The following is a 22,965-nucleotide window of genomic DNA, read 5'->3' as shown; positions in this document are numbered from 1 at the left end:
GGGGGCGACCGCCGCGGCCGCTCACACGCCGAACTCCACCCACAGGGGGTAGTGGTCGCTGATCCGCCAGGAGAGCTGGTTGCGGTTCAGTCCCGTCAGCACCGCGCCCTGGAAGTCGATGCCCCCGGCCTGGCGGAAATCGAGCGTCAGGTAGGGCTTGCCTTTGACCGTCTGGAACCAGGCGATCTGGTCGAAGAAGCTCCCGAGGTCGGGCTTGTCCAGCGACGACGACAGGGTCCGTGGGATCCGCTCGAGGCCCGGGGCGGGCGTGAGCCCCGTCGAGGTGAACGCCTGCCATAGCGGGTCGTCGCGCCGGTCGATGTTGAAGTCGCCCATGCAGATCAGGTTCTGGCCGTAGTCGTCCATCTGCTCGGCCCAGTTCCGCAGCCACCTGGCGATGGCGCGCAGTTCGCCGACCCGGTCCGACGGTCCGGCGCCGTAGTTCACGTGCAGGGTCACGAGCACGAAGGTCTTGCCGTTGGCCAGGAAACTCACGGCGTAGGGCGTGCGGACGAACTGCCGCTGGAAGGCGTTGGCCGGGTCGGCGAGCGGGTCGTTGAGGTCCTCCGGCACGACGAGTTCGCAGGCCAGGCCCGAGAGCTTCACCCGCTCGCTGTCGAAGATGAAGGCGAGGCGCTCGCCGTTGCCCGGGTCGCCGCGCGTGACGTCGGTCATCACGAAGCCCCAGCGCGGGCCCATCTTCTTGAGCACATGGCGCAGGGCGCGGAGGTTGGCCTTGACCTCCTGGACCGCGATCACGTCGAAGCGGGAGAGGATCTCAGCGATCAGGACGGCGGCGTGGAGGTCGCGTCGCGGCGAATCGCCCTCGGCGCTCGCCCACTTCAGCGTCAGGTCGCCGAAGGCCCGGATGTTCCAGGTCGCGATGAGGAGGTTGCCCGCCGTCTTCGGCGGCACGTGGGCCATCCGCGACGCGAGGGCGGCAAGGTCGTCCAGCACCGCCTGCGGCGGCGGATCGGTGATCTGCGGCATCGGCGCGCTCCGGCTCGGCGTCCGCGAGCATGGCGCGGGCGCGGCGGCTACGGCAAGGCTTGGCGCGCCCCGTGGGCTTGGGATCGGAATTCGGCTATCCCACCCGCGACGATGAACGGGAGAGCGGAATGAGGCGGCGGGTTGCGAGCATGACGGTGGCGATCGCCGCCCTGGGCCTGATCTCGGCGACCCAGCCGACGCCCGCGCCGATGGCGCAGGACACGACGGCGCCGGCGCCGGCCGCCGCCCCGTCCGGCTACCTTCCGCGCGGCGGGGCGCCCAGCAGCCTGGCGCTGGTGCCGCCGCCTCCGCAACCCGGGTCCGCGGCGCTCGCCCGCGACGAAGAGGCGAACCGGGCGGCGGTGCGCACCGGACCTCGCTGGGAGATCGCCACCCTCGACGCCGACCTCAGCACCCCGGCGGCGGTGCAGGCCTTCTCGTGCGCCGCCGACGTGGACATCAGCCAGGCCTCCACGCCGAGGCTCTACGCCCTCCTGCGCCGCAGCCTGATCGACATGGGCGGCTCCACCTATCCCACCAAGACCAAGTACCTGCGCACCCGCCCGTTCGCGGCCACCGGCACGGCGATGTGCACGCCGGCCTACGATGCGGTCCTGCGCCGGGACGGCTCCTACCCCTCGGGCCACAGCGCCATCGGTTGGGGCTGGGGGCTCATCATCGCTGCGGCGGCGCCCGAGCGGGCCGAACAGATCCTCGCGCGCGGCCGGGCGTTCGGGCACAGCCGGCTGATCTGCAACGTCCACTGGCTGAGCGACGTCGAAGAGGGGCGCGTGATGGGCGCGGCCACGGTCGCCAGGCTGCATTCCGTTCCCGAGTTCCGCGCCGACCTCGAGGCGGCGCGGGCCGAGATCCTGGCTGCGCGGCAGGCGGGGAAGCGTCCGACGCGCGATTGCGCAGCCGAGACCGCGGCGCTGGCCGGCGGATGAGCGCCGCTTGATTTCCGCCGGCGCCTCGTGTCCGTTCGGCGCGAGGCGGGGGGGACAACCATGCGCGGAAGCATCCTGGCGGCGGCTTGCATCGCGGCGGTCGCGTTCGGAGGCGGCGCGTGGGCCGCGCCCTCGGCGGCGAAGCTGAAGGCGGAGGCGGCGGCCAAGGTCGAGTCGCAGGCCAAGCTGGGCCAGGTGATCGTCGACACCGTCTTCAGCTTCGGCGAACTGGGCTACCAGGAGGTCGAGACCTCCCGCTATCTCACCGATCTCCTGGAGAAGAACGGCTTCACCGTCACGCGCGGGGTCTCCGGCATGCCGACGGCCTGGACCGCCACCTGGACCCAGGGGTCGGGCGGCCCAGTGATCGCCTTCGGCAGCGACATCGACGGGATCCCCAAGGCGAGCCAGACGCCGGGCGTGGCCTATCGGAAGCCGATGGTGGAGGGCGCGCCGGGCCACGGCGAGGGACACAACTCGGGCCAGGCGGTGAACATCCTCGCCGCCCTCGCGCTGAAGGAGATCATGGCCCGGGAAAAGATCCCCGGGACGCTGATGCTGTGGCCGGGCGTCGCCGAGGAGCTGTTGGGGTCCAAGGCCTGGTTCGTGCGCGACGGCGTGTTCAAGGGCGTGGACGCCGCCATCTTCACGCATGTGAGCGACAACCTGGCGACCAGCTGGGGCCGTCCGCTGGGCACCGGGATGGTGTCGGTCGAGTACACCTTCAGCGGCGAGTCCGCGCACTCGGCCATGGCGCCCTGGCGCGGGAAGAGCGCGCTGGACGCGGTCGAGCTGATGAACCTGGGCTGGAACATGCGCCGCGAGCACCTGCGGCCGCTGCAGCGCTCGCACTACGTGATCTCGGACGGCGGCGACCAGCCCAACGTCGTGCCCTCGAAAGCCAGCGTCTGGTACTTCTTCCGCGAGATCGATTTCGAGAACATCTCCCGGAACTTCGCCCTCGGAAACCGGATCGCCGACGCTGCGGCGCAGATGACCGACACGACCGTGACCCGGCGCATCGTGGGGACGGCGGCCCCGCGGCACTTCAACAAGCCGATAGCCCTGGCGATGAAGGCCAACATCGACAAGGTGGGTCTGCCGACCTGGACGACGGACGAGCAGACCTTCGCCCGCGCGGTGCAGAAGCTGGTCGGCGGCGAGGAGAAGGGGCTGGCGACCAGGCTCGAGCCGCTGAGCGCGCCGGCCGATCCACCGGTGAGCGGCGGCTCGGACGACATCGGCGACATCTCGTGGACCGTGCCGACCGTCGTCCTGCTCTATCCGTCCAACATCCCCAGCCTGCCGGGCCACAACTGGGCCAACGCCATCTCGATGGCGACGCCGATCGCGCACAAGGGCGTGGTGGCCGGGGGCAAGGTGGCGGCGATGACGGCGCTGGACCTGCTGCTGGACCCGAAGCTGATCCCCGCAGCCAAGGCCTACTTCGACACCGAGCAGCCCAAGGAGGGCAAGTACGTCCCGGTCATCGGGCCGGGCGACAAGCCGATGATCGAGCGGAACGCCGACATCATGGCGCAGTTCAGAGACCGGATGCGGCCCCTGTACTACGACGCCGCGAAGCACCCCACGTACCTGGACCAGCTGGGGATCAAGTTCCCCGAGCTGACGCCGCCGAAGCCCTGATCGTCCGGGCCGGCGCGGGTGGGCGGAGGATCGCCTACCGCGTCTGCCCGCCGTCCACCGGGACCACCGCGCCCGTGATGAAGCTGGCCGCGGGGCTGAGCAGGAAGGCGGCGGCCGCGCCGATCTCCTCGGGCTTGCCGTAGCGGTTCAGCGGCACCTCGCGCTTGATCCAGCGGGCCCAGGCCTCGGCGCGCGGGCCCGTGGCGTTGGCCTCCCAGGTCCCGCCCGGGAAGATGATGTTGCCCGGCGCGATGGCGTTGACGCGGACGTTCTTGGAGCCGGCGATGCGGGCGAGCTCCTTGGTCATGTGGTTCATGGCCGCCTTGGCGGTGCCGTAGGTCATGGCGGTTCCGAGGGCGCCCAGGCCGGCGATCGAGCTGATCAGGAGCACCGAGCCCTCGCCGCGGGGCGTCATGACGCGGAGCGCGGTGCGGGCGAGCCGCCAGGCGCTGTCCAGGTTCTGGGTGAAGCCCGCGTCCCAGGTCTCGTCGTCCACCTCGAAGCCGGGCGGGCAGGGATAGAGGCCGACGTTGGCCACGGCGCCGAAGATCGGCCCGAGCTCGGCCTCCGTGCGGGCGACCGCGTCCTCGATCACCTTGGTGTCGCGCATGTCGCCGCTGATCGCGAGCAGGCGATCGGCGCCATGGATATCCGCCAGCCGCGCGCGCTCGGCCTCCAGCGCCTCGGCGCCGCGGGCGGTGATCGCAAGCCTGGCGCCTTCGGCCAGGCAGGCCTCGACGATGCCCAGACCGATGCCGCGGCTGGCGCCGGCGATGAAGATGACCTTGTCCTTGAGGCCCAGGTCCATTCTGTCTCTCCAAGATGACGGTGCGGTGGGGCGTCGGCGCTACGCGCGCCCTTCCAGGATCGCCAGGGCCTGCTCCGCCAGCGCCCCGCAGCCGTTGATCGCCTCGCTTTCGCGGGCCGAGTTGCCCGAGAGGATGCGGCGGTAGACGCCTTGGCTGATCGAGGCGAGGCGGAAGATCGAGAACGCCATCAGGAACGGCCAGTCCGGGATTTCGCCGCGGCCGGTGCGCTCGCAGTACTTCGCCACGTACTCGGCCTCGGTCGGGATCCCGCTGGTCGCGAAGTCGACGCCGTCCAGGCTGCCCCAGCCCGGGGAGTGCGAGCGCCAGATGAAGGCGTTGTAGGCGATGTCGGCCAGCGGATGGCCGATGGTGGAAAGCTCCCAGTCCAGCACCGCGATGATGCGGTTCTCCGTGGGGTGGTACATGACGTTCTCGAGCCGGTAGTCCCCGTGCGCGATCGAGACCGACTGGTCGGCCGGGATGCGCGCCGGCAGCTTCTCGATGAGCGCGTCCATCGCCGGGATCTCTTCGGTCTTGGCGCCCTCGTACTGGCGGGTCCAGCGGGCGACCTGACGCTCGAAGTAGTTGCCGGGCCGGCCGTAGTCGCCGAGGCCCACCGCCTCGAAATCCACCTTGTGCAGCCTGGCGAGGGTGGCGTTGAGGTCGTCGTAGATCTCGGCGCGATCCTTCGGCGACAGGCCGGGCAGGGTGGCGTCGCGGAAGATGCGGCCCTGCAGGTAGTCCATCACGTAGAAGGTCGCGCCGATCACCTGATCGTCGTCGCAGAGCGCCCGCATCTTCGGCACGGGGATCTGGCCGTCGAGGGCCTTCATCACACGGTACTCGCGGTCGACCTGGTGGGCGGAGGCGAGCAGCTGGCCCGGCGGCTTCTTGCGCAGCACGTAGCGGTGGCCGGTGGCGTCGGTCAGCAGGAAGGTCGGGTTCGAGGCGCCGCCCTGGAACTGCTTGACCACCAGGGGGCCGCGGTAGCCGTCGACGTTGGCCGCCATCCACGCCGCGAGGCGCGCCTCGTCGAAGCGGTGGGCGGGCAGGACGTCGCGGACGGGAAGGTCATCGCTCATGGCGCGGACCGTGGCCTGCCGCCGTAGCGGCAGTCCAGGCGGTTTTGCGTGAGGCGGCAGCGGCCGTTGATCGGTTGACCTCCCCCCGCGGAAGGCGCGGACTCTCCGATGGAGCGGTCCCAAGAACCGCCTGGGAGGACGCCGATGCATACCCTGCCGCACCACTTCGAGTTCATGTCTGACGCCTGGCTGGCGGAGGCGCGGACGTGGTTCGAAACCCGGCGGGACCGCCTCGGCGAGCCGTTCTCGGTCTCGGAGCGGATGACGGATGCGCCGCCTCACCTCGGCCTGCCCGAGGACGTCGCCAGCTGGACGGTCCGTTGGGATGGGCAGGAGGTGTCCGTGGCGCGCGGCTTCGACGCCTCGGCGGCCGCCACCTGCGAGGGCGACTATCAGGCCGCGCTCATGGCGGCCCAGGTGGTGGGGCTTCAGGCCCCGGGCGCGGTGGACGCCATGCTGCGGGAGATCCGGACCGTGTTCGGTCCCGGTGCGATCCGCTTCGGCGGCGCCGGCGGCATGCCCGAAGGCGCGGTCCGCCTGATGGGGATGTTCCATGACGACATGGGCCGCCGCACCGTCGAGAATCCGGATCTCGAGCACCGCGCCCGACGCCAGGGCCTCACGCGCCACATCCGCGAGATGGAGGAGCAGGGCTACACGGTGATCGAGCGGGCGATCTCCGAGACGTTCGCGGACCAGGTGCGCGAGGCGACGCTCCGCACCCTGACCCAGCACCAGGCCACGACGCTGAACTGGATGACCTATCACGGGCGCGAGTTCGAACAGCTCGTGCAGAACCCGCTGCTGATGACCCTGATCGACGCCTCGCTGGGCCGCGGCGCGGTGATCGCCTCGATCTCGGCGATCCGGCGCGGGCCCGGGCCGGGCTTCATCCCCATGCACACCGACTACGCGCACGTCCCTGAGCCCTATCCGGAGTTCTCGCTCACGGGCGTGGGCGTCTGGGCGCTGGAGGACTGGACCGTCGCCAGCGGCCCGACCTGGATCGTGCCGGGGAGCCACAAGCATCGCCGGCCGCCGCGGCCGGGCGAGGGGCACAACCAGGGCGTCCCCGTCGAGATGCCCAAGGGCAGCGTGGTCTACTTCCACCACGGCGTCTGGCACTGGCAGGGCGACCGGACCGAGGCGGGCGAGCGGGTGACCATCCACAGCCACTTCAACCGCGGCATCCTGCGCAGCCTGGAGCCCAGGAAGACCGATGTGCAGATGCTCCACCGCAATCCGCCGCGCCTGGGCGAGATGCTGGGCGAGGACGACTGGTTCGACAAGATGAGCGCCGCGGGCCGCGACTACGGCCGGTTCGCCTACATGGCCCGCCTGCAGGCGTTCAACGACGCGAAGAAGCGCGAGATCCTGGGGCAGGGCGAGGCGCCGGCCGGACAGGACCTGGCCGCGCTGGTGAGCTGAGTGGCCCGCTGCGAGCCGCGGGCTACCGGGCGACCATGTCCTTCTGCAGCGTGCGGCAGGTGATCAGGAAGAACACGCCCCCGACGCCGTAGATGGCGGACGTGATGAGCATCGAACGCTGGAGGCTCTGCGGATTGGCGATCTCGCAGACCGACCGCAGCTCGGGCGACAGGCGGGCGCGCGCAGCCGTCTCGCACGCCTCGCGCGCGAGGTCGGGCGCGCCCAGCCCGGCCACCTGCAGCGAGAACAGGAAGTCGCTGAGCGCGCCCATGAACAGCGGCCCCAGCCCGTAGCCCAGCAGGTTCACCACGAACAGCAGGATGGCGATCGCTACCGCCCGCGCCTGGGCGGTGACCACGCCCTGGCCGATCGTGTACTGGCCCGTGAGGTAGGAGTACTTGAGCGCGCCGCCGATGCAGAGCCCAGCCGCGCAGAGCCAGAGGTTCTGGGTCGTGAAGGCCAGCAGGTAGAAGGGCACGCTCAGCAGCATGCCCCAGCCCGGCAGCCAGGCGATGGCGTTCGGGAAGCGCGGCGTCAGGCGCTCGGCGAGCCAGCCCGTGGCGAAGGTGCCGAAGGCGGCGATGATCCCCACCGGCACGTTGATGAGCACGGCGGCTTCGCCGGCCGAGAGGCCGAAGGTGCGGTTCAGGAACAGCGACTGGAAGGTGTTGATCGCGTACCCGCAGAAGGCGGCGATGGTGGCCGCGACGGCCATGGTCCAGAACGACCGCTTCGAGGTGATCTCGGCCATGGCGTCGGCGAAGCGCACCCGCTCGCGCCGCGGCGTGCCGGGCGGGTCGGTGAAGCCGCGGGGCGGCTCGCGCACCGTCAGCTTCAGGACGACGGCCACCAGGATGCCGGGCAGGCCCACGATCAGGAAGGCCATGCGCCAGCCGAAGGCGTCGGTGGCGGGCCCGCCGATGAGGTTGGCCAGGACCGTGCCCAGCGTCACGCCCATGGCGTAGTAGCCGAGCGCCGTCGCGCGCGACTTCGGCGGATAGTAGTCGGCGATCAGCGAGTTGGCCGGCGGCGTGCAGCCCGCCTCGCCGATGCCCACGCCGACGCGGCAGGCGAGCAGGACCCAGAAGGCGCCGATCGTGATCGAGCCGATGGTGATCGGCGCGGCGAGCCCGCAGAGCGCCGTCATCAGCGACCAGAGGGCGACGCAGATCGACATGATCCAGACCCGGTGCCGGGTCTCGGAGATCTGGGCCAGCGGGATGCCCACCAGGGTGTAGAGCAGGGCGAAGCCGAAGCCGGTCAGGAGCCCGAACGCCGTATCCGAGATGCCGAGCTCGGGCTTCATCTGCGGCGCCACCACCGACAGCAGCGCGCGGTCGACGAAGTTCAGGATGTAGATGAAGAGCAGCGCCGTGAGCACGTAGCTGCGATAGGGCCGCGACCCGAAGCCGGTGATGTGGCCGCGCGGCTCTTCGGTCGCGCTGTTCGCGGTCATGGTTCTTTCCTCGGGACGCCTGGCGCGGCGGATCCTATCCGCCCTGCTTTTCGGGCGGGAGGCAAGGCGGGCGGCGTTTTCGCGCCGACCTCCGTCCTCGCTCACCCAGTCAACTGCGGTGGCGATCGACCGACGGGAGCGGCTCCCTTGAGAGTTTCGCCGGCGTAGGCCGGCTTCTGACTCAGGCGCTGGCGAATACGCTCTGGAAGAGTATGGCGCCGTCGGCCGAGCCCAGGTCGGGCTCGAAGGCCCGGTCGGGATGCGGCATCAGCCCGAGCACGTTCCCGGCCCCGTTGATGATTCCGGCGATGTCGCGGGCCGAGCCGTTGGGATTCGAAACGTAGCGGAAGACCACCTGGCCTTCGCCTTCGAGGCGGTCGAGCGTGGTTTCGTCCGCGAAGAAATTTCCCTCGCCATTGCCGACCGTCATCACAGCTTGCCGGCGGCCCTGGTAGCCGGCGGTGAAGCGCGTCTGGCTGTTGGTGACTTCAAGCGCCACCGGCTTGCAGACATACTTCAGCTTCTCGTTGCGCAGCAGCGCTCCTGGGAGCAGGCCCGCTTCGCAGAGGATCTGGAAGCCATTGCAGATGCCGACGGTGGCGACTCCGCGCCCGGCGGCGGCCTTCACGTCGGCCATGATCGGCGAGAGCGACGCCATGGCGCCGCAGCGCAGGTAGTCGCCGTACGAGAACCCGCCCGGCAGGACCACGAGATCGACGCCGTCGGGCAGCGTGGTCTCGCCGTGCCAGACCATGTCCACATGCGCGCCGGTCGACCGCTCGATGGCCACCTTGCAGTCGCGGTCGCAGTTCGATCCCGGGAAGACGATGACGGCGGCTTTCATGCCGCGCGCGTTAGCATTGTTTGACCGGCCGCGCGAGGCGGCAGAGCGGCCTCAGGCGCAGACGTCCAGGACCGGCGCCGCGGGCCGGCCATCCGGTGCGGGATAGGGGTCGCGGAAGGTGAAGGCCGCCGGCGTGGGGCCGAGGCGCTCCAGGCGCTCCAGCGCCGCGAGGCCGTCCTCGACGCTCGGCGTGCGACCGGCGGGCGTCCACCAGAGGGCCATGTAGACGTCCATCTTCTCGAACCACTCGGCGCGGCGGCGCATCACGCTCCGGTGGTCCGAGCGGTAGACGAAGGCGGCGAGAGCGTCGAGGTCGCGCCACACGCTCATGTTGACGATCAGGTTCGGGTCGTCCGCGCGTGGCTGGATGTCCGTGGCGTCGCCGCCCGCGCCCACCAGGCGCCACACGAAGCCAGGGGCGCCGTCGGCCAGCGCATTGATGCGGTCCAGACTGGACGCGAAGTCCGCGATCATCGGGTCGTCGATCGGGGCTCGCAGGCGGCCGACGTTGATCTGCGCCAGGTTCCATTCGTTCATGGGTTCGATCCCTTTCGGGTCCACGTCTTCAGGCTCTCGAGATAGGCGATGAGCTCCGCGAACGCCGCCTTGTCGCCGTAGGCGCAGCCCGAGGTGTGGATTCCCGTGGCGGCGCGCTGGATGACGATGGCCGGATGCGCCGGCGAGCCCGGCCGCGTGACCAGGTAGGACGTCCGGCCGTCGGCGCTGGAGTAGTAGTGGTAGGGTTCGGCGCCCACCACGCCTGCGGGAACCAGCTTGGGTTGGGCGGTGACCGCCGCCACCTGAGCTTCGAAGGGCTGCGCGCAGTCCAGGTCCATGTAGGCCACCGGCGAGTCTGCCGCGGGACCGCTGGAGCAGGAGGCGAGCAGGACGGCGGCGGCGACCGCGGCTTCGCGCCGCATCCCTAGGCCAGCTCCACCCGGTAGCTTTCGATCACCGTGTTCGCGAGCAGCTTCTCGCACATGGCCTTGACCTCGGCCTCGGCGGCCGCCCGGTCCGCGCTCGCGAGGTCGAACTCGATCGTCTTGCCGACCCGGACGTGCTCGACGCCGTTCCATCCCAGGCCGTGCAGCGCCTGCTCGACCGCCTTGCCCTGCACGTCGAGGACGCCGGGCTTCAGGAACACGTGGACCTTGGCGCGCACTAGTGGAGGCCTCCCTGAATCACGGTTGGCATCTCCTTCATAATCCCCAGGCGGCGTGCAACCTCGGTATAGCTCTCGATCACATTGCCCAGGTCGCGGCGGAAGCGGTCCTTGTCCAGCTTCTCGTTGGTCTGGGTGTCCCAGAGCCGGCAGCTGTCGGGGCTGATCTCGTCGGCCAGGATCACGCGGCTGTAGTCGTTCTCCCAGATGCGCCCGAACTCGATCTTGAAGTCGACGAGCGTGATGCCGACCCCGAGGAAGAGGCCGGACAGGAAGTCGTTCACCCGCAGGGTCAGGGCCATCATGTCGTCGATCTCCTGGGTCGAGGCCCAGTTGAACGCCGTGATGTGCTCCTCCGAGACCATCGGGTCGTGGAGCTTGTCGTCCTTCAGGTAGAACTCGATGATCGAGCGGGGCAGGGCCTGGCCTTCCGGCAGCCCGTAGCGCGTGGAGAGGGAGCCGGCGGCGACATTGCGGCACACCACCTCCAGCGGGATGATCTCGACTTCCTTGATGAGCTGTTCGCGAAGGTTCAGCCGCTTGATGAAGTGGTTCTGAACCCCGATCGAGTTCAGCTTCATCATGATGAACTCGCTGATGCGGTTGTTGATGACGCCCTTGCCCTCGAGCACGGCCTTCTTGGTGGCGTCGAAGGCCGTGGTGTCGTCCTTGAAGTACTGGATGAGGGTCCCCGGCTCGGGGCCCTCATAGAGGATCTTGGCCTTGCCCTCGTAGATCTTCTTGCGGCGGGTCATGTCTCAGGCCTTCTCCATGGGGCGAGGACTAGTCCGCGTCGGCGGAACGAAAAACGCGCGCGGATGATCTTTCGCGCGCGGGTCCGACTCGGCCTCTCGCCCCCATTCAGGCGTGGCAAAAATAGCGAATGCGCCCGGGTTCCGCAAACGCGCGCCGCGATGCCGCTTTCCATTGCGGGTCGGGTCGTCGCACGATATGGGATCGCCCGCTCCGTGAGTTTACCCCCAGGATCCGATGACGACCTTCGACGAACGCGAACAGGGCTTCGAGAAGAAGTTCGCCCTGGACCAGGAGCAGGAGTTCAAGGCGCACGCTCGCCGGAACCGCGCTCTGGGCCAATGGGCGGCCGGACTGATGGGCCTCGAAGGGCCGCACGTGGACGAATACGCCAAGGCCGTCGTGAAGTCGGACTTCGAATTGCCCGGCGACGAGGACGTGCTGCGCAAGGTCTTCGAGGACCTCAAGGGCGCCGGCGTCAGCGTCACCGAGGGCGAGGTCCGCATGAAGATGGCCGAGCTGCTCGCGCAGGCCCGCGAAGGCGTGAAATCCGGCAAGTAAACGCGGGCCGCCGAGGCGTCCCGCCGAGGCCTGTCTACACCGCTATCCCGCGCGATCCGGTGAACCCGCGCCGACCGTCCCCAGGCCTGTCCCGGGGACCCATCGGGCTATGCCACGGGGGGGCATGACAACGGCGGAAGCCGGGCCATGACGATCGGGGGCGCGGCCATCGCAGGTGAGGGGGCTATCACCGCGCGTCGTCGCGCGACGCCAGGTACGCCCGGCTGACCCTCTTCGGCACGATCAGGGTCCAGGCCTCGAGGACGAGGTCCGCCAGTTCCGCCTCGTCGATGTTGGCGAGTTCCACGTAGCTCCAGTAGGCGGTGGCCACGCGGCATCGGGAGAAGGTCTCGGGGCGGATCTCGAACAGCAGCTCCTGCCGCCCGCGCTCCAGCTTCATGACGACGCGGCCGTCCAGGGCCAGCGCGAAGCTCTTCGTCCCCACGTTGAACCAGGGGGCACCCTTGTAGATCACCTCGTGGGCCCCAGGCAGGGCGAGGGCGAGCCGGCGCAGGTCGTCGATCGTCGTCGGAATCACCGGCCTCCGTCGAGCGGCCTACTCGGCGGCGGCCTTGGCGTGCGCTTCCTCGCCGAACACCCGGGCGAAGATCACGTCGACGTTCTTGAAGTGGTAGCCCAGGTCGAAGAGCTCGCCGAGTTCGGCCTCGCTCAGCGTCACCTCAGGATCGGCTTTCAGGAAGTCGAGGAAGGCGCCTTCGCCGCGCCAGACCTTCATGGCGTTGCGCTGGACGGCCGCGTAGCTCGCCTCGCGGCTGAGGCCCTTCTGGGTCAGCGCCAGCAGGACCCGCTGCGAGTGCACCAGCCCGCCCAGGCGGTCGAGGTTCCTCGCCATGTTCTCGGGATAGATCACCAGGCGCTGCACCACGTTCGCCAGGCGCCGCAGCGCGAAGTCGAGGTGGACGGTGGCGTCAGGGGCGATCCCGCGTTCGACCGACGAGTGGCTGATGTCGCGCTCGTGCCACAGCGCCACGTTCTCCATCGCCGGCACGACGGCCGAGCGGACCAGGCGGGCGAGGCCCGTCAGGTTCTCGGTGAGGATCGGGTTGCGCTTGTGCGGCATCGCGCTCGAGCCCTTCTGGCCCGGATCGAACGGCTCCTCGGCTTCGAGGACTTCCGTGCGCTGCAGGTGGCGGATCTCGACGGCCAGGCGCTCGATCGAACTCGCCACCACCGCCAGCGCGGCGAAGTAGGCGGCGTGCCGGTCCCGCGGGATCACCTGGGTGGATACGGGCTCGACGGCCAGGCCCATCTGCGCGGCGACATGCGCCTCGACCTGCGGCGCGACGTTGGCGAAGGTGCCGACCGCGCCCGAGATCGCGCAGGTGGCGATCTCGAACTTCGCCATGGCCAGCCGTTCCTTGGCCCGTTGGAATTCGGCGTAGTGGCCCGCCAGCTTCAGCCCGAAGGTGGTCGGCTCGGCGTGGATGCCGTGGCTGCGGCCGACGCAGGGGGTCAGGCGGTGCTCGTAGGCGCGCTGCTTCAGCGCCGACAGCACCATGTCCACGTCCTCGATCAGGAGGTCGGTGGCGCGGCTGAGCTGGACGGCGAGCGCCGTGTCGTTGACGTCGGACGACGTCATGCCCTGGTGCAGGAAACGCGCTTCGGGCCCGACGATCTCGGTGACATGGGTGAGGAAGGCGATGACGTCGTGCTTCACCTCGCGCTCGATCTCGTCGATGCGCTCGGCGTCCCAGATCACGCCCTTGCCCTTCTCCCAGATCACCCGGGCCACTTCCCGCGGGATCACGCCCAGCTCGGCCATGGCGTCGGCCGCGTGCGCCTCGATCTCGAACATGATCGAGAACCGCGTCTGGGGGCTCCAGACGTCGGCGGCTTCCTTGCGGGTGTATCTGGGGATCATGCGGGGGGTGTCGTGCCCCGCCTCGCGGGAGTCAACCCGCGAGAGCCCACCCGTTCAGACGGAATCGCTCCGACGGGATGGTGGGGATTTCAATCAAGCGCTCGAACGCGTCTCGATCGGAATGCCGATCCCACCCTTCGGAACACGCTCTAGGCGGTGACCGCCGCGCGGCGACGCCGCAAGGCTGCTCCGGCGAGGGCGAAGCCGCCGATCATCATGAGCCAGGTCGCAGGCTCGGGGATCGCCGCCGTCGGCCTCGGCATCGGATCGCCGCCGCGCTCCGGGGGAGGGCCTTCGACGTCGAAGTTTCCGCCCTCAAAGTCCTCGCCGACCGGTCCTTCGGCGAATTCGAGCGGCGCGGAGGCGAATCCGGAGCGGCCGCCGACGCCGGGCTTGGGCGGCGGCACGATTTCGAGGACGAGCACCAGGTCGCCATCCTGCGGGTTCCAGATGAAGTCCTGGCCCCAGAAGTTCAGTTCATCGCCGCCGATGCCGGCCATCGTGAAGCTGCCCCAGCTGCCCAGCTCCTCGCCGTTCAGCTGGAAGGACAGGCGGAACACCTGGCCGTCCAGGTCGCCCAGGATGCTGCGGTCAAGCAGCAGGCGCCCGATGCTGATCGGGCCGGTCGCGTTCGACGCCGACCAGGTGTGGGTGTAGCGGCCTTCGCGGAAGCAGTTGGTGGCGCCGCAGCCTTCGTTCCAGTCAACATTGAGCATCGTCACGGCCGCGGCGGGCGCGGCGGCGAGGCCGATCGCGGCGACAGCGGCGAGCGCCGCGAGCGTCTTATGGACCTGAGGCATCCCCATCCACCCGGTTCATTTGGGGCGAGGAAGCGCCACCATGGGTGGAATCACAAGCGCTCGCCCCAAAGGAGCGAGCGCCGTTCACCGCGTAGGAGAAAATTAACTATACCGGAAGTGGCGTGCGCCGCCGGCTGCGGAGCGCGTGCCCGGCGCCCATGAAACCGATCAGCATGAGCGCCCAGGCGCTCGGTTCGGGCGCAGGAGCGCTGACCGAGGCTGGGATGTTCTGCAGCGCCGGCGGCGGCAGCTGCGGCGAGGTGAGGCGGCCGAGGCCGGGCGGTCCATCTCCGCCTCCGAACGCAGGGGCCGCCGCGAAACCGCCCCCGCCAAAGCCGCCGAAGCCGCCGAACCCGCCGCCGCCGGCGCCGCCCTTGTTGGGGATCAGCAGCTCGAGCTTCAGCGTCAGGTCGCCGTCGGCGGTGTTCCAGTTCACGGTCTCGCCGCCCAGCGTCACCACGTCGCCCGAAAGCACGGCGAGGGTGTACGAACCCCAGTTCGCGACGGTGTCGCCCGCGCTGTTCACGAAGCTGACGCGCAAGGCGTAGTCCTGCATCGACCCCAGCATCGCCTTGTCGATGGACAACGACGAGATGGACAGGGGGCCGCGGAACTCGCTGGCGGACCAGGTGCGGCTCAGAACCCGCGTGGTGTCGGAGAAGCAGCCGCTCTCGCCGCAGAGGTTCGAGGGGCCCATGTTCAGCATGGTGGCCGCCGAAGCGGCCGGCGCGGCGGCGACGGCGAATGCCGAGGCGATGGAAGCGAGCACGAAGCTCCGATGCATAGTCAACCCCACTCCTGGTCGGTCGGTCCCCCAACGGGCCATCAACCCACCAAGCATGGCGAAGGTTCCGGCCGTCGAAAGATACTACTTACAGTATAGTTAGGCTCACAACTCTACGCAGGGGTCAAGCGCGGGTTGTGGTCTACAACCATGGCGGTGGCGCAGGCTCCGGCGGCGTGGTTTGCGGGTCGGATCCGGCGACGTGGCCCGCTTTCGCGAAGGTCCCGCCCCGCCTAGTCTGAGGCGGCTCGCGAGGAGAACCGATGATCGCCGCACTTCTGGCCGCCGCGGCCGTGTCCGCCACCTGCGACCTCGAGCGCCCTTCAGGCGACGCGGGGTGCACGCGAGCCGTGGTCGACCGGCTGCCGATGAACGCCATCCAGGTCATCGGCACTCACAACAGCTACAAGATGGCCATCGCGCCCAACGAGTTCGCCCTGATCCGGGCGGTGAACCCGAAGGAAGCCGACGCCATCGACTACAGCCACCCGCCGCTGCCCCGGCAGCTGGACGCCGGCGCCCGCCAGCTCGAGCTCGACATCGTCTACGATCCGCAGGTCGGCCTCTACGCCAATCCCCTCGGGTACCGGAGCGGGCAGGGGAAGACGACGCCCTACGACTTCGCGCCCCTGAAGCTGCCCGGGCTCAAGGTGCTTCACGAGCCGTCGGTCGACTACCGCTCGGTCTGTCCGCGCTTCACCGACTGCCTCTCGGACATCCGCGCCTGGTCGAAGGCGCACCCCGGGCACGTGCCGATCCTGGTGATCCTCAACCTCAAGGAAGGGGGGCTCTCGCTGCCGGGCGCCACGGTGGCGCCGCTGTTCGACGCCGCCGGCATGGACGCGATCGACCGCGAGATCCGCTCGGTCTTCCCCGAAGCGGCGCTCATCACCCCGGATCAGGTGCAAGGGCGCCACGCCAACCTCCGCGAGGCCGCGGCGGCCGGGGCCTGGCCCCGCCTCAAGGCTGCGCGCGGCCGGGTCATGTTCGCCCTCGACTGCCCGCCGGATCAGGTGGCCCGCTACCGGGAGCAGCGTCGCGTGCTCGAAGGGCGGGTCGCCTTCGTGAACATCGACGAGAGCTCGCCGGCGGCCGGCTACATCACTCTGAACGAGCCGCAAGCGCAGCGCGAGCGGATCGCCGCCGCGGTGCGGGCCGGGCTCATCGTGCGCACGCGCGCGGACGCGGATACGCGCGAGGCGCGGGCGGGCGACACCAGCCGTCAGACGGCGGCGTTCGCCTCGGGCGCACAGTACGTGTCGACGGACTACATGCAGCCGGACGCCCGCTTCGGGCCCTACGTCGCGCGCGTGCCTGGAGGCGTCGCGGCCCGGCTGTCGCCGGTGGAGCCGCCCGGACCCTAGCTGCGTTCAGCGATTCAACAGCTCCCGACCGGCCCGGCGAATGTCCGCCGGGATGACCGGGTGTCGAGACTACTCGCGGGCCGGCGCGGCCTTGGCCGGCGCCTCGGCCACGGCCGGCGTCGCGACCGCCGCGGCCGAATTGGCGGCCACCTGGGCCGGATCCACCGGGACGGTCTTCACGTCCGGGATGTCGTCGCCGCCGAAGATCCCGCGCGCCAGGCGCTTGCCGACGAAGCCGCCCGCAAACTTGCCCACCGGGCCCGCGGCCGCCGCGCCCGCGAGGCCGCCGACGACCCCGCCGAGGGTCGTGCCGATCGTCTGCTTGACCCCGTTGTCGCCTCCCTCCTGCACCAGCACCGGCGCGACCGCGGTCGGGGTGTCGAGCGCAGGCGCAGCCGCGCCCTCCACGGGCGCAGGCGCGGGCTTGGCCGTGGCCGGCTCGGGAGCCGGCGCGGTCGCCTCGATGACGGGAAGCGGCGCAAAGGCCGCGGTCGTTCCGGCCGGCGCCGGGATTTCCTGCGCCTGGACGTTCTGCGCCGCCTGGATCTCCTGGGCGGAGCTCAGGCCCGGGGCGGCGACGAGGCCGCCGGCCAGCAAACTCAGCAAGATACGCATCTCACGCTCCACGAGGTTTGCCTCGATCGAGCGTTCACAACGCCTTGTCGCCGCGCGAGTTGCGCCCTGGCCGCTGGGCTTGCGGGCCCGCCGGAACGGGCCCGCCTGCCGTCGTCTAGCCGGTGACCTTCAGGTTGGTCGCCGAGGTCTTGCCGCTGCGGCGGTCCTGCTCGAGGTCGAACGCCACGGTCTGGCCCTCGTTCAGCCCCGAGAGGCCGGCCTGCTCGACCGCGGAAATGTGGACGAAGATGTCCTGGCCGCCGCCCTCGGGCTTGATGAAGCCGAAGCCCTTCGTGGGGTTGAACCACTTCACCGTGCCCGAGCCGGAGCCCGCGACCTCGCCGCGCGGACGTCCGCCGCCGCCGCCGAAACCGCCGCCGCCGCCGCCGAAGCCACGGTCGCGGCCGCCGCCGTACCCGCCGCCCCCGCCATAGCCGCCACGATCGCCGCCGCCGCCGTAGCCGCCGCGGTCACCGCCGCCGAAGCCGCCGCCCGAACGCCGGGGCGCGGGGGCGCCCTGCTCGGTCACGACGATCTGGGTCGCCGCCAGCTTGCCGGACCGGCGGTCCTGCTCGAGTTCGTAGCTGACCTTGTCGCCCTCGCCGAGGCCGTCGAGGCCTGCCTGGTTCAGGGCCGAGATGTGAACGAAGACGTCAGATCCGCCGTCGTCCGGTTGAATGAAGCCGAAGCCCTTCGCCGTGTTGAACCACTTAACAGTGCCGCTCGCCATTTCGTCGCAACCTAACCGAGAATAGAAGTCCCACGCCGCCCGCAAGTCGACGCCCGGCCAATCTCCCTGACGAGCCGTGGGCGAATTTGTAGCAGGGAAATCCCCCAAGGCCAGCACTCGTGACACGCGAGTGTGTTCGGGCTAAGCGGCGACCCCCTTTCCAGACGCGGTCGGAGGCGCGCCCCGTGCAGAGCATCTGTGTCTATTGCGGCTCCTCCGCCGGGGTCGATCCGAAGTTCCTGGAGGCGGCCGTCGCCTGCGGAACCCGGCTGGCCCGCGAGGGGGTCACCCTCGTGTACGGCGGGGGGAAGGTCGGGCTGATGGGGGCGGTGGCGGACGCGGCCCTGGCGGCCGGCGGACGCGTCGTCGGCGTCATGCCCCAGGGGCTCGTGGACCAGGAGATCGCCCACCGCGGCCTCACCGAGCTGCACGTCGTCCAGAGCATGCACGAGCGCAAGCTGAAGATGGCCGAGCTTTCCGACGCCTTCCTCTGCCTGCCGGGCGGTCCCGGGACGTTCGAGGAGATCTTCGAGCAGTGGACCTGGGCGCTCCTGGGCATCCACGCCAAGCCGTGCGGCTTCGTCAATGTGTCGGGCTACTACGACCTGATGCGCGCCACGATCCAGCGCATGGCCGATGCCGGATTCCTCGCCCAGGCCTATGTGGACATGCTGGTCTACGCCGACACCACGGAGGCCGCGCTGGACGCCTTCCGCGCGTATTCGCCGCCGCCGCCCAAGTGGAGCGGGGCCAAGGCCTGACGGCGCCTCAGAGTCCGAGCCGGTAGACCCGGTTCGCCGTGCCCGAGAACAGCGCGGACTTCTCCTCGGCCGACGCGCCGGCGGCGAGGTGCTTGAAGGCGTTCCAAAGCGTGGCGTAGCTGCAGCTGCCCATGTCGACGGGGAAGTTCGACTCGAACATGCAGCGCTCGGCGCCGAAAGCCTCGATGCAGGTCTCGATGTAGGGGCGCCACTGCTGGGCCAGCTCGCTCGACGGCGCCCGCGGCTCCTGCAGGAACGACGGGAAGTTGCAGAACGCCATCGCCAGGCCGCCGAGCTTCACATTCACGTTCGGCGACTTGGCCAGCTCCAGGATGTTGGCCTTCCACGCGGGGAAGCGCTCCTCCAGTCGCCCCGTGTAGCTGCCGCGGCCGAGCGGCGTCCCCACATGGTCCAGGATGATGGTGGTGTCGGGAAAGGCGCGGGCCAGATCGATCAGGTCGGGCAGCTGCGGCTCCAGCAGCCAGGCGTCGAACGATAGCCCGAGCGGGGCCAGGCGGCGGAAGCCCTGGCGGAAGTCGTCCCGCAGGTAGAGCCCGGCCTCGACCCGGTTCAGGGGGCCGAGCACGTCCTTGTCCGCGTCGAAGGAGGCCGAGTTGCGGATGCCCCGGAAGCGCCCGCCGCCCGCCTCGACGTGCTTCTCCAGGATCGCGCCCGCCGCGTCGCCCAGGAGCAGGTCCACGTTCCCGACGATGCCGGCGCAGGCGCGGAAGTCGCCGTAGGTCCCGCTGGCGCTCATGGCTGCGACGCCGTTGACGAACTCGGTCTCGCCCAGGCTGCGCAGCTCGACCGGGCCGTCGGCCTTGTAGAAGGCGCGGCACTCCACGAACACTGTGGCCACCACGTTGTGGCCGCTCTCCGTGTCGGCCATCAGCTCGTCCAGCAGGTACCGCTGCGCCGGCTGGATCGCCGTCATGAACGGGTGGTCCGTCACCTGCGGCGTCGCGTAGGTGCGGCGGTCCCAGAGGTGATGATGTGGATCGACGATCGGGAGCTGGGGCTCGAGGATGGCTTCAGGCATCGGATCCTCCCGGTCTTCGTTGCGTCGCACGCTAGTGGGCGGCGACGCCGCGCTCAACCGGCGACGGACCCCATGTTGCCGCAAGGGCATTGGCGCTGCGAGGCGCGCCCGGCCGGGCCTGGTCGCCGATCCCCCAGCCCGGGGGGCACGGCTCGCCGGTGTTCCGGAAACGCCGCACCTGCCGGGCGCGGGCGGGCGATCCGTCCAGCGCCGCGAAGGCGAAGGCGGCCGTGAAGTCGCGCGCGGCGTCGCCGGTCCGGGTCACCGTCACGCCGTACCGGCGGCCGTCGATCTGGCAGCGATGGGCGTGCAGGCCCGCACGCTCGACCCCGCCCTTCAGCGTGATGCAGGGCCGGCCGTTCACCTCCGCATGCGCCCGCCCGAACCCGTCACGCAGGGTGGAGTCGGCGCAGACCAGCAGCGTCGCGGCGACCTTGCCGGCCGGGTCCAGGCTGTCCACGCGCCACAGGCGAGGGGGATCCACGCGGCGCTGGTCGGCGACGAGCCGGGTCTCGGCGTGTTCGCCGGCGCAGGCCGCGAGCAGGAGCGCCGGCGCGAGCCATCGCGCCCGCGTCAGCGGGATCGGCATCGGAGACTCCTTGCCCTGAAGGCTATTCGGCGTCCGCGGCGGGCGCGCGGATGAGCAGGACCGACATCGTGGGCCCGGTGTTGGTGCGCCAGAGTTCGATCATGGGGGCGGGCGGCGGCACGGGCGGGTTCACCCGCCACCCCAGCCAGGCGCCGATCACGAGGCCGCTTGCGATCAGCAGGGGGCCCACGACGCCGTCGTAGCCGTGGGCGGTCCTCAGCAGACCGATCCTGACCTCGAGCGGATGGGGCCCGCGCGCCGGCCAGTAGCAGCCGAACGGCAGCGGCTGGCTCGCCAGCTGGGTCTTCAGAAGCGTGCGGGCGTAGAGCGCGCGGTCACGCGGCCGCCGGCGGAGGACGGCGGCGTCGCACGCGAGTTCCTGGTCCAGGCGCATGATGTGGGCGCCCATATGGACGAACGGGTTGAACCAGCACACCGCCTGCAGGGCCGAGGCGAAGGCGCCGGCGCGGGGATCCATCCGGTTCACGTGCTCCCGCTCGTGGGCGCGGATCAGGGCGCGCTCCTCGTCGCTGTAGCGCCCGTCGTCGGCGGGCATGACGATGCGTGGCGAGATGACGCCGACGACGGAGGGGCCCGCCCGACCGGTCCGCACGGCGGCCATGAACCGCGCCTGGGCGTGGGCCAGGCCCGCGAAGACGACGCCCAGGCCGATCGCCCAGACCGCAAGCAGGCCCGCCGAGTAGTCGCCGACGGTGGCGGCGATGAACCCGGTGGCGTCGGCGCCGTCCTCGGTCCTTGCGGGCAGCAGCGTCGCGAAGGCGGCCAGCGGCGGCAGCGCCCAGAGGCCGTAGGCCACCTCTGGTCCGAAGAGCCGCCGGACGGGAATGCGAAGGGCCAGCACCGCAAGGACGGCGACCGCCCCGACCAGGTTCGCCCTCACGAGGGCCGCCAGCACCTCAGTCGTCATCGGACTCGAACTCCGCGATGAGCTTCTTCAGGCGAGCCACCTCCTCGGCCGACAAGGCGCGGTGGCGGGCGTAGTGGGCGACGAGCGGGGCGACCTGTCCGCCGAACAGGCGGTCGAGCAGGCCCTGGCTCTCGCGGGTGACATAGTCCTCGCGGGTCACCAGCGCCCGGTAGATGGCGCGTCCCCCGGTGCGTTCGGACGCGAGCGCCTTTTTCTTCAGCAGGCGGTTGATGAGCGTCTTCACGGTCGCCTCGCCCCAGCTCTGGGCCGGGCCGACCGATTGCACGATCTCGTCGGCCGTCAGCGGCCCGCGGGCCCAGAGGGCCTCCATGATCTGACTTTCAGCGCCTGAGATCTTCGACATCTTACACCCGTAGCTCGAGCAGACGTTACGCCTGTAATTTGGAGTGTCAAGCGTTGCCGATGACGAGTGAGCTTGCGCCTGGTGGCGGGAGTAAGGCAGCGTGCCGGCCGGGGGAAACGGCATGGTCGCGGCAACCGCGCGGGCAGGCGGCCATGGCCGCATAGGCGTGCTGGGAGCGGCCGGGCTCGTCGCCGGCTCCATGATCGGCTCGGGCGTCTACCTGCTCCCGGCGACTCTCGGGTCCACGGGTTCGATCTCGATCCTCGGGTGGGTGGCCGCGACGGCGGCCGCGCTGGCCATCGCGGGCGTGTTCGTCTGGCTGGCCATCCTGCTGCCTGCGTCGCAGGGGCTCGGCGACTACGTGAAGGCGGGCCTGGGCGGCTTCTTCGGCGCCCAGACGGTGATGCTGTTCTGGGTCTCGATCTGGGTGGGCATGGTGCCGCTGGCGCTGGCCGCCGCCGGGGCGATCGGCTTCCTGGTTCCCGCGCTGGCGGGCGGCGGGGCGCGCCTCGCGCTGACCATCGCGATCGTCTGGACAGGGATCCTCGGAGCCTGGGGCGGCCCGCGGCTGGTCGCGCGGATCGAGGGGCTGACCCTGGCCGTCGGGCTTGCGCCGATCCTGCTGATCGCGACCGTCGGCTGGTTCTCGTTCCGGCCGGAGGTCTTCCTCGCCTCCTGGAATCCCTCGGGCGCGCCGGCGGCGGAGGCCATCCGGGGTTCGGCGCTGAGCTGCTTCTGGGCCTTCCTGGGCCTGGAATCGGCGGCGGCCGCCGCCGCCGTGGTGCGAGACCCCGCGCGCAACGTGCCCCGCGCGACCATCCTGGGCGTCCTGGGGGCGGCCGCGCTCTACATGGCCGCGAGCGTGGTGGTCATGGGCCTGGTGCCTTCGGCCCTGCTGTCGCGCTCGGAGGCGCCCTTCGCGGACGCCGCGGGCGTGGCGCTGGGGGCAGGGCTGGCGGCGGTGATCGCGCTCTGCGCGGCGGTGCGGGCGACCGGCTGCCTCAGCGGCTGGAGCCTGGTGGCGGCCGAGACCACCCGCACGGCGGCCGACGGCGGCGTGTTTCCGCGCCTGTTCGGCAGTCGGCTCGGGCGTCATGCGGGGACCCTGAACCTGGCCGTCGCGGGCGGCCTGATGACGGTCGTGGCGTTCTTCACCGCGGCGCCCAGCCTGGCGGCGCAGTTCTCCACGCTGACCAACATGGTCTCGCTGCTCAGCCTCTACACCTACGTCCTGGCGGCCCTGTCGCTCCTGCGCGTGATGCGCGGCCAGTCGGCATGGCGCCGGGCCGCCGCCGGCGCCACGGCGGTCGCGGCGACGGGCGCCGCCATCGTCCTGATCGTCTCGGCGCGGCCCGTCGAGCTGGCGTGGTCGGCCGGCCCGGCCGTTGTCGCGGCGCTGCTGTACGCCGCCATGCGCCGCCGCTAGCCTG

Annotated in this window: 26 protein-coding genes and 1 pseudogene; 7 read left to right on the top strand and 20 right to left on the bottom strand. The window is 70.5% G+C overall.

What is annotated here, in order from left to right; all coding sequences use genetic code 11:
* Positions 1 to 21 precede the first annotated feature (21 nt).
* Positions 22 to 990, bottom strand: coding sequence for an endonuclease/exonuclease/phosphatase family protein (locus AC2D8W_RS04285; protein ID WP_484670469.1), 969 nt, complete (start codon positions 988 to 990; stop codon positions 22 to 24).
* 128 nt (positions 991 to 1,118) lie between these two features.
* On the opposite strand from AC2D8W_RS04285, the gene AC2D8W_RS04280 reads away from it, so the two are divergent.
* Both AC2D8W_RS04280 and AC2D8W_RS04275 read left to right on the top strand, forming a co-directional pair.
* On the top strand, positions 1,119 to 1,937 hold the full coding sequence (locus tag AC2D8W_RS04280; protein ID WP_484670468.1) for an acid phosphatase: 819 nt from the start codon (positions 1,119 to 1,121) through the stop codon (positions 1,935 to 1,937).
* Between the two features lie 60 nt (positions 1,938 to 1,997).
* The gene (locus AC2D8W_RS04275; protein ID WP_484670467.1) at positions 1,998 to 3,584 is read left to right on the top strand and encodes an amidohydrolase; all 1,587 of its coding nucleotides are present in this window, start codon (positions 1,998 to 2,000) and stop codon (positions 3,582 to 3,584) included.
* A 34-nt stretch (positions 3,585 to 3,618) separates the two neighbouring features.
* Here AC2D8W_RS04275 and AC2D8W_RS04270 read toward each other — a convergent pair whose 3' ends face one another.
* The gene (locus AC2D8W_RS04270) at positions 3,619 to 4,392 is read right to left on the bottom strand and encodes an SDR family NAD(P)-dependent oxidoreductase (protein WP_293481458.1); all 774 of its coding nucleotides are present in this window, start codon (positions 4,390 to 4,392) and stop codon (positions 3,619 to 3,621) included.
* 39 nt (positions 4,393 to 4,431) lie between these two features.
* Positions 4,432 to 5,475, bottom strand: coding sequence for a phosphotransferase (locus tag AC2D8W_RS04265; RefSeq protein WP_484670466.1), 1,044 nt, complete (start codon positions 5,473 to 5,475; stop codon positions 4,432 to 4,434).
* A 144-nt stretch (positions 5,476 to 5,619) separates the two neighbouring features.
* Between AC2D8W_RS04265 and AC2D8W_RS04260 the strand changes: the two genes are divergently transcribed.
* A complete protein-coding gene (locus tag AC2D8W_RS04260; RefSeq protein ID WP_484670465.1) occupies positions 5,620 to 6,903 on the top strand; it encodes a phytanoyl-CoA dioxygenase family protein in 1,284 nt (427 codons plus the stop codon).
* A 22-nt stretch (positions 6,904 to 6,925) separates the two neighbouring features.
* Here AC2D8W_RS04260 and AC2D8W_RS04255 read toward each other — a convergent pair whose 3' ends face one another.
* From AC2D8W_RS04255 to purC, 6 genes are all read right to left on the bottom strand, one after another.
* Positions 6,926 to 8,359, bottom strand: a complete 1,434-nt coding sequence (locus AC2D8W_RS04255; RefSeq protein ID WP_484670464.1) for a spinster family MFS transporter — start codon at positions 8,357 to 8,359, stop codon at positions 6,926 to 6,928.
* A 181-nt stretch (positions 8,360 to 8,540) separates the two neighbouring features.
* On the bottom strand, positions 8,541 to 9,203 hold the full coding sequence (purQ, locus tag AC2D8W_RS04250) for a phosphoribosylformylglycinamidine synthase subunit PurQ (protein ID WP_484670463.1): 663 nt from the start codon (positions 9,201 to 9,203) through the stop codon (positions 8,541 to 8,543).
* Between the two features lie 51 nt (positions 9,204 to 9,254).
* A complete protein-coding gene (locus AC2D8W_RS04245; RefSeq protein ID WP_484670462.1) occupies positions 9,255 to 9,740 on the bottom strand; it encodes a DUF3291 domain-containing protein in 486 nt (161 codons plus the stop codon).
* Positions 9,737 to 10,123, bottom strand: coding sequence for a hypothetical protein (locus AC2D8W_RS04240; RefSeq protein ID WP_484670461.1), 387 nt, complete (start codon positions 10,121 to 10,123; stop codon positions 9,737 to 9,739). The genes AC2D8W_RS04245 and AC2D8W_RS04240 overlap by 4 nt, the downstream gene beginning before the upstream one ends.
* 2 nt (positions 10,124 to 10,125) lie before the next feature.
* Positions 10,126 to 10,365, bottom strand: a complete 240-nt coding sequence (gene purS, locus AC2D8W_RS04235) for a phosphoribosylformylglycinamidine synthase subunit PurS (protein WP_293481450.1) — start codon at positions 10,363 to 10,365, stop codon at positions 10,126 to 10,128.
* The gene (purC, locus tag AC2D8W_RS04230; protein ID WP_293481449.1) at positions 10,365 to 11,120 is read right to left on the bottom strand and encodes a phosphoribosylaminoimidazolesuccinocarboxamide synthase; all 756 of its coding nucleotides are present in this window, start codon (positions 11,118 to 11,120) and stop codon (positions 10,365 to 10,367) included. Before purC ends, purS begins: the two co-directional genes overlap by 1 nt.
* A 235-nt stretch (positions 11,121 to 11,355) precedes the next feature.
* Here purC and AC2D8W_RS04225 point away from each other — a divergent pair, with 235 nt between their 5' ends.
* Positions 11,356 to 11,679: a DUF1476 domain-containing protein gene (locus AC2D8W_RS04225; RefSeq protein WP_484670460.1), complete on the top strand. Its 324-nt coding sequence runs from the start codon at positions 11,356 to 11,358 to the stop codon at positions 11,677 to 11,679.
* 187 nt (positions 11,680 to 11,866) lie between these two features.
* Here the strand turns inward: AC2D8W_RS04225 and AC2D8W_RS04220 are convergent, their stop codons facing one another.
* The 4 genes from AC2D8W_RS04220 to AC2D8W_RS04205 form a co-directional block, all read right to left on the bottom strand.
* Positions 11,867 to 12,217, bottom strand: coding sequence for an MmcQ/YjbR family DNA-binding protein (locus tag AC2D8W_RS04220; protein ID WP_484670459.1), 351 nt, complete (start codon positions 12,215 to 12,217; stop codon positions 11,867 to 11,869).
* A gap of 18 nt (positions 12,218 to 12,235) precedes the next feature.
* Complete coding sequence (purB, locus tag AC2D8W_RS04215; RefSeq protein WP_484670458.1) at positions 12,236 to 13,561, bottom strand: adenylosuccinate lyase; 1,326 nt, start codon at positions 13,559 to 13,561, stop codon at positions 12,236 to 12,238.
* A gap of 149 nt (positions 13,562 to 13,710) precedes the next feature.
* The gene (locus tag AC2D8W_RS04210; protein ID WP_484670457.1) at positions 13,711 to 14,361 is read right to left on the bottom strand and encodes a PEPxxWA-CTERM sorting domain-containing protein; all 651 of its coding nucleotides are present in this window, start codon (positions 14,359 to 14,361) and stop codon (positions 13,711 to 13,713) included.
* A 106-nt stretch (positions 14,362 to 14,467) separates the two neighbouring features.
* Positions 14,468 to 15,145 carry a hypothetical protein gene (locus AC2D8W_RS04205; protein ID WP_484670456.1) on the bottom strand — a complete coding sequence of 226 codons (678 nt, stop codon included), beginning with the start codon at positions 15,143 to 15,145 and terminating at the stop codon, positions 14,468 to 14,470.
* A 263-nt stretch (positions 15,146 to 15,408) separates the two neighbouring features.
* Between AC2D8W_RS04205 and AC2D8W_RS04200 the strand changes: the two genes are divergently transcribed.
* Positions 15,409 to 16,509, top strand: a complete 1,101-nt coding sequence (locus AC2D8W_RS04200) for a phosphatidylinositol-specific phospholipase C1-like protein (RefSeq protein ID WP_484670455.1) — start codon at positions 15,409 to 15,411, stop codon at positions 16,507 to 16,509.
* A 69-nt stretch (positions 16,510 to 16,578) separates the two neighbouring features.
* Here AC2D8W_RS04200 and AC2D8W_RS04195 read toward each other — a convergent pair whose 3' ends face one another.
* The 3 genes and pseudogenes from AC2D8W_RS04195 to AC2D8W_RS04185 all read right to left on the bottom strand — a co-directional run.
* Positions 16,579 to 17,124 (bottom strand): hypothetical protein, encoded by a 546-nt coding sequence (locus tag AC2D8W_RS04195; protein ID WP_484670454.1) that lies wholly within the window; start codon positions 17,122 to 17,124, stop codon positions 16,579 to 16,581.
* A 115-nt stretch (positions 17,125 to 17,239) separates the two neighbouring features.
* Positions 17,240 to 17,437, bottom strand: a complete 198-nt coding sequence (locus AC2D8W_RS04190; RefSeq protein ID WP_293481488.1) for a cold-shock protein — start codon at positions 17,435 to 17,437, stop codon at positions 17,240 to 17,242.
* Between the two features lie 219 nt (positions 17,438 to 17,656).
* Positions 17,657 to 17,854 (bottom strand): annotated as a pseudogene (locus AC2D8W_RS04185) (cold-shock protein); the annotation flags it as partial.
* A 185-nt stretch (positions 17,855 to 18,039) separates the two neighbouring features.
* On the opposite strand from AC2D8W_RS04185, the gene AC2D8W_RS04180 reads away from it, so the two are divergent.
* The gene (locus AC2D8W_RS04180) at positions 18,040 to 18,615 is read left to right on the top strand and encodes an LOG family protein (protein WP_293481442.1); all 576 of its coding nucleotides are present in this window, start codon (positions 18,040 to 18,042) and stop codon (positions 18,613 to 18,615) included.
* Positions 18,616 to 18,622: 7 nt separating this feature from the next.
* Here AC2D8W_RS04180 and AC2D8W_RS04175 read toward each other — a convergent pair whose 3' ends face one another.
* The 4 genes from AC2D8W_RS04175 to AC2D8W_RS04160 are packed head-to-tail and all read right to left on the bottom strand — an operon-like array spanning position 18,623 to position 21,535.
* Positions 18,623 to 19,654 carry an amidohydrolase family protein gene (locus AC2D8W_RS04175; protein ID WP_484670453.1) on the bottom strand — a complete coding sequence of 344 codons (1,032 nt, stop codon included), beginning with the start codon at positions 19,652 to 19,654 and terminating at the stop codon, positions 18,623 to 18,625.
* A gap of 31 nt (positions 19,655 to 19,685) precedes the next feature.
* Positions 19,686 to 20,243 carry a hypothetical protein gene (locus tag AC2D8W_RS04170; protein WP_484670452.1) on the bottom strand — a complete coding sequence of 186 codons (558 nt, stop codon included), beginning with the start codon at positions 20,241 to 20,243 and terminating at the stop codon, positions 19,686 to 19,688.
* 22 nt (positions 20,244 to 20,265) lie between these two features.
* A complete protein-coding gene (locus AC2D8W_RS04165; RefSeq protein ID WP_484670451.1) occupies positions 20,266 to 21,171 on the bottom strand; it encodes a M56 family metallopeptidase in 906 nt (301 codons plus the stop codon).
* Positions 21,161 to 21,535, bottom strand: coding sequence for a BlaI/MecI/CopY family transcriptional regulator (locus AC2D8W_RS04160; RefSeq protein ID WP_484670450.1), 375 nt, complete (start codon positions 21,533 to 21,535; stop codon positions 21,161 to 21,163). Before AC2D8W_RS04160 ends, AC2D8W_RS04165 begins: the two co-directional genes overlap by 11 nt.
* Before the next feature lie 121 nt (positions 21,536 to 21,656).
* Between AC2D8W_RS04160 and AC2D8W_RS04155 the strand changes: the two genes are divergently transcribed.
* Positions 21,657 to 22,961, top strand: coding sequence for an amino acid permease (locus AC2D8W_RS04155; protein WP_484670449.1), 1,305 nt, complete (start codon positions 21,657 to 21,659; stop codon positions 22,959 to 22,961).
* Positions 22,962 to 22,965: the final 4 nt, after the last annotated feature.

Source organism: Phenylobacterium sp. T106 (genome assembly GCF_057219735.1).
Note: the sequence above shows the minus strand (reverse complement) of the source record. Positions and strands in the feature narration are given on the sequence as shown.

What these genes read in the sequence shown, in the direction of transcription:
- AC2D8W_RS04210 (WP_484670457.1), bottom strand. Translation starts at nt 14,361, where the DNA reads ATGCCTCAGGTCCATAAGACGCTCGCGGCGCTCGCCGCTGTCGCCGCG.
- AC2D8W_RS04205 (WP_484670456.1), bottom strand. Translation starts at nt 15,145, where the DNA reads ATGCATCGGAGCTTCGTGCTCGCTTCCATCGCCTCGGCATTCGCCGTC.
- purB (WP_484670458.1), bottom strand. Translation starts at nt 13,561, where the DNA reads ATGATCCCCAGATACACCCGCAAGGAAGCCGCCGACGTCTGGAGCCCC.
- AC2D8W_RS04280 (WP_484670468.1), top strand. Translation starts at nt 1,119, where the DNA reads ATGAGGCGGCGGGTTGCGAGCATGACGGTGGCGATCGCCGCCCTGGGC.
- AC2D8W_RS04265 (WP_484670466.1), bottom strand. Translation starts at nt 5,475, where the DNA reads ATGAGCGATGACCTTCCCGTCCGCGACGTCCTGCCCGCCCACCGCTTC.
- AC2D8W_RS04200 (WP_484670455.1), top strand. Translation starts at nt 15,409, where the DNA reads ATGATCGCCGCACTTCTGGCCGCCGCGGCCGTGTCCGCCACCTGCGAC.
- AC2D8W_RS04240 (WP_484670461.1), bottom strand. Translation starts at nt 10,123, where the DNA reads ATGCGGCGCGAAGCCGCGGTCGCCGCCGCCGTCCTGCTCGCCTCCTGC.
- AC2D8W_RS04245 (WP_484670462.1), bottom strand. Translation starts at nt 9,740, where the DNA reads ATGAACGAATGGAACCTGGCGCAGATCAACGTCGGCCGCCTGCGAGCC.
- purQ (WP_484670463.1), bottom strand. Translation starts at nt 9,203, where the DNA reads ATGAAAGCCGCCGTCATCGTCTTCCCGGGATCGAACTGCGACCGCGAC.
- AC2D8W_RS04155 (WP_484670449.1), top strand. Translation starts at nt 21,657, where the DNA reads ATGGTCGCGGCAACCGCGCGGGCAGGCGGCCATGGCCGCATAGGCGTG.
- AC2D8W_RS04165 (WP_484670451.1), bottom strand. Translation starts at nt 21,171, where the DNA reads ATGACGACTGAGGTGCTGGCGGCCCTCGTGAGGGCGAACCTGGTCGGG.
- AC2D8W_RS04160 (WP_484670450.1), bottom strand. Translation starts at nt 21,535, where the DNA reads ATGTCGAAGATCTCAGGCGCTGAAAGTCAGATCATGGAGGCCCTCTGG.
- AC2D8W_RS04195 (WP_484670454.1), bottom strand. Translation starts at nt 17,124, where the DNA reads ATGCGTATCTTGCTGAGTTTGCTGGCCGGCGGCCTCGTCGCCGCCCCG.
- AC2D8W_RS04225 (WP_484670460.1), top strand. Translation starts at nt 11,356, where the DNA reads ATGACGACCTTCGACGAACGCGAACAGGGCTTCGAGAAGAAGTTCGCC.
- AC2D8W_RS04260 (WP_484670465.1), top strand. Translation starts at nt 5,620, where the DNA reads ATGCATACCCTGCCGCACCACTTCGAGTTCATGTCTGACGCCTGGCTG.
- purC (WP_293481449.1), bottom strand. Translation starts at nt 11,120, where the DNA reads ATGACCCGCCGCAAGAAGATCTACGAGGGCAAGGCCAAGATCCTCTAT.
- AC2D8W_RS04285 (WP_484670469.1), bottom strand. Translation starts at nt 990, where the DNA reads ATGCCGCAGATCACCGATCCGCCGCCGCAGGCGGTGCTGGACGACCTT.
- AC2D8W_RS04175 (WP_484670453.1), bottom strand. Translation starts at nt 19,654, where the DNA reads ATGCCTGAAGCCATCCTCGAGCCCCAGCTCCCGATCGTCGATCCACAT.
- AC2D8W_RS04270 (WP_293481458.1), bottom strand. Translation starts at nt 4,392, where the DNA reads ATGGACCTGGGCCTCAAGGACAAGGTCATCTTCATCGCCGGCGCCAGC.
- AC2D8W_RS04255 (WP_484670464.1), bottom strand. Translation starts at nt 8,359, where the DNA reads ATGACCGCGAACAGCGCGACCGAAGAGCCGCGCGGCCACATCACCGGC.
- AC2D8W_RS04275 (WP_484670467.1), top strand. Translation starts at nt 1,998, where the DNA reads ATGCGCGGAAGCATCCTGGCGGCGGCTTGCATCGCGGCGGTCGCGTTC.
- AC2D8W_RS04170 (WP_484670452.1), bottom strand. Translation starts at nt 20,243, where the DNA reads ATGCCGATCCCGCTGACGCGGGCGCGATGGCTCGCGCCGGCGCTCCTG.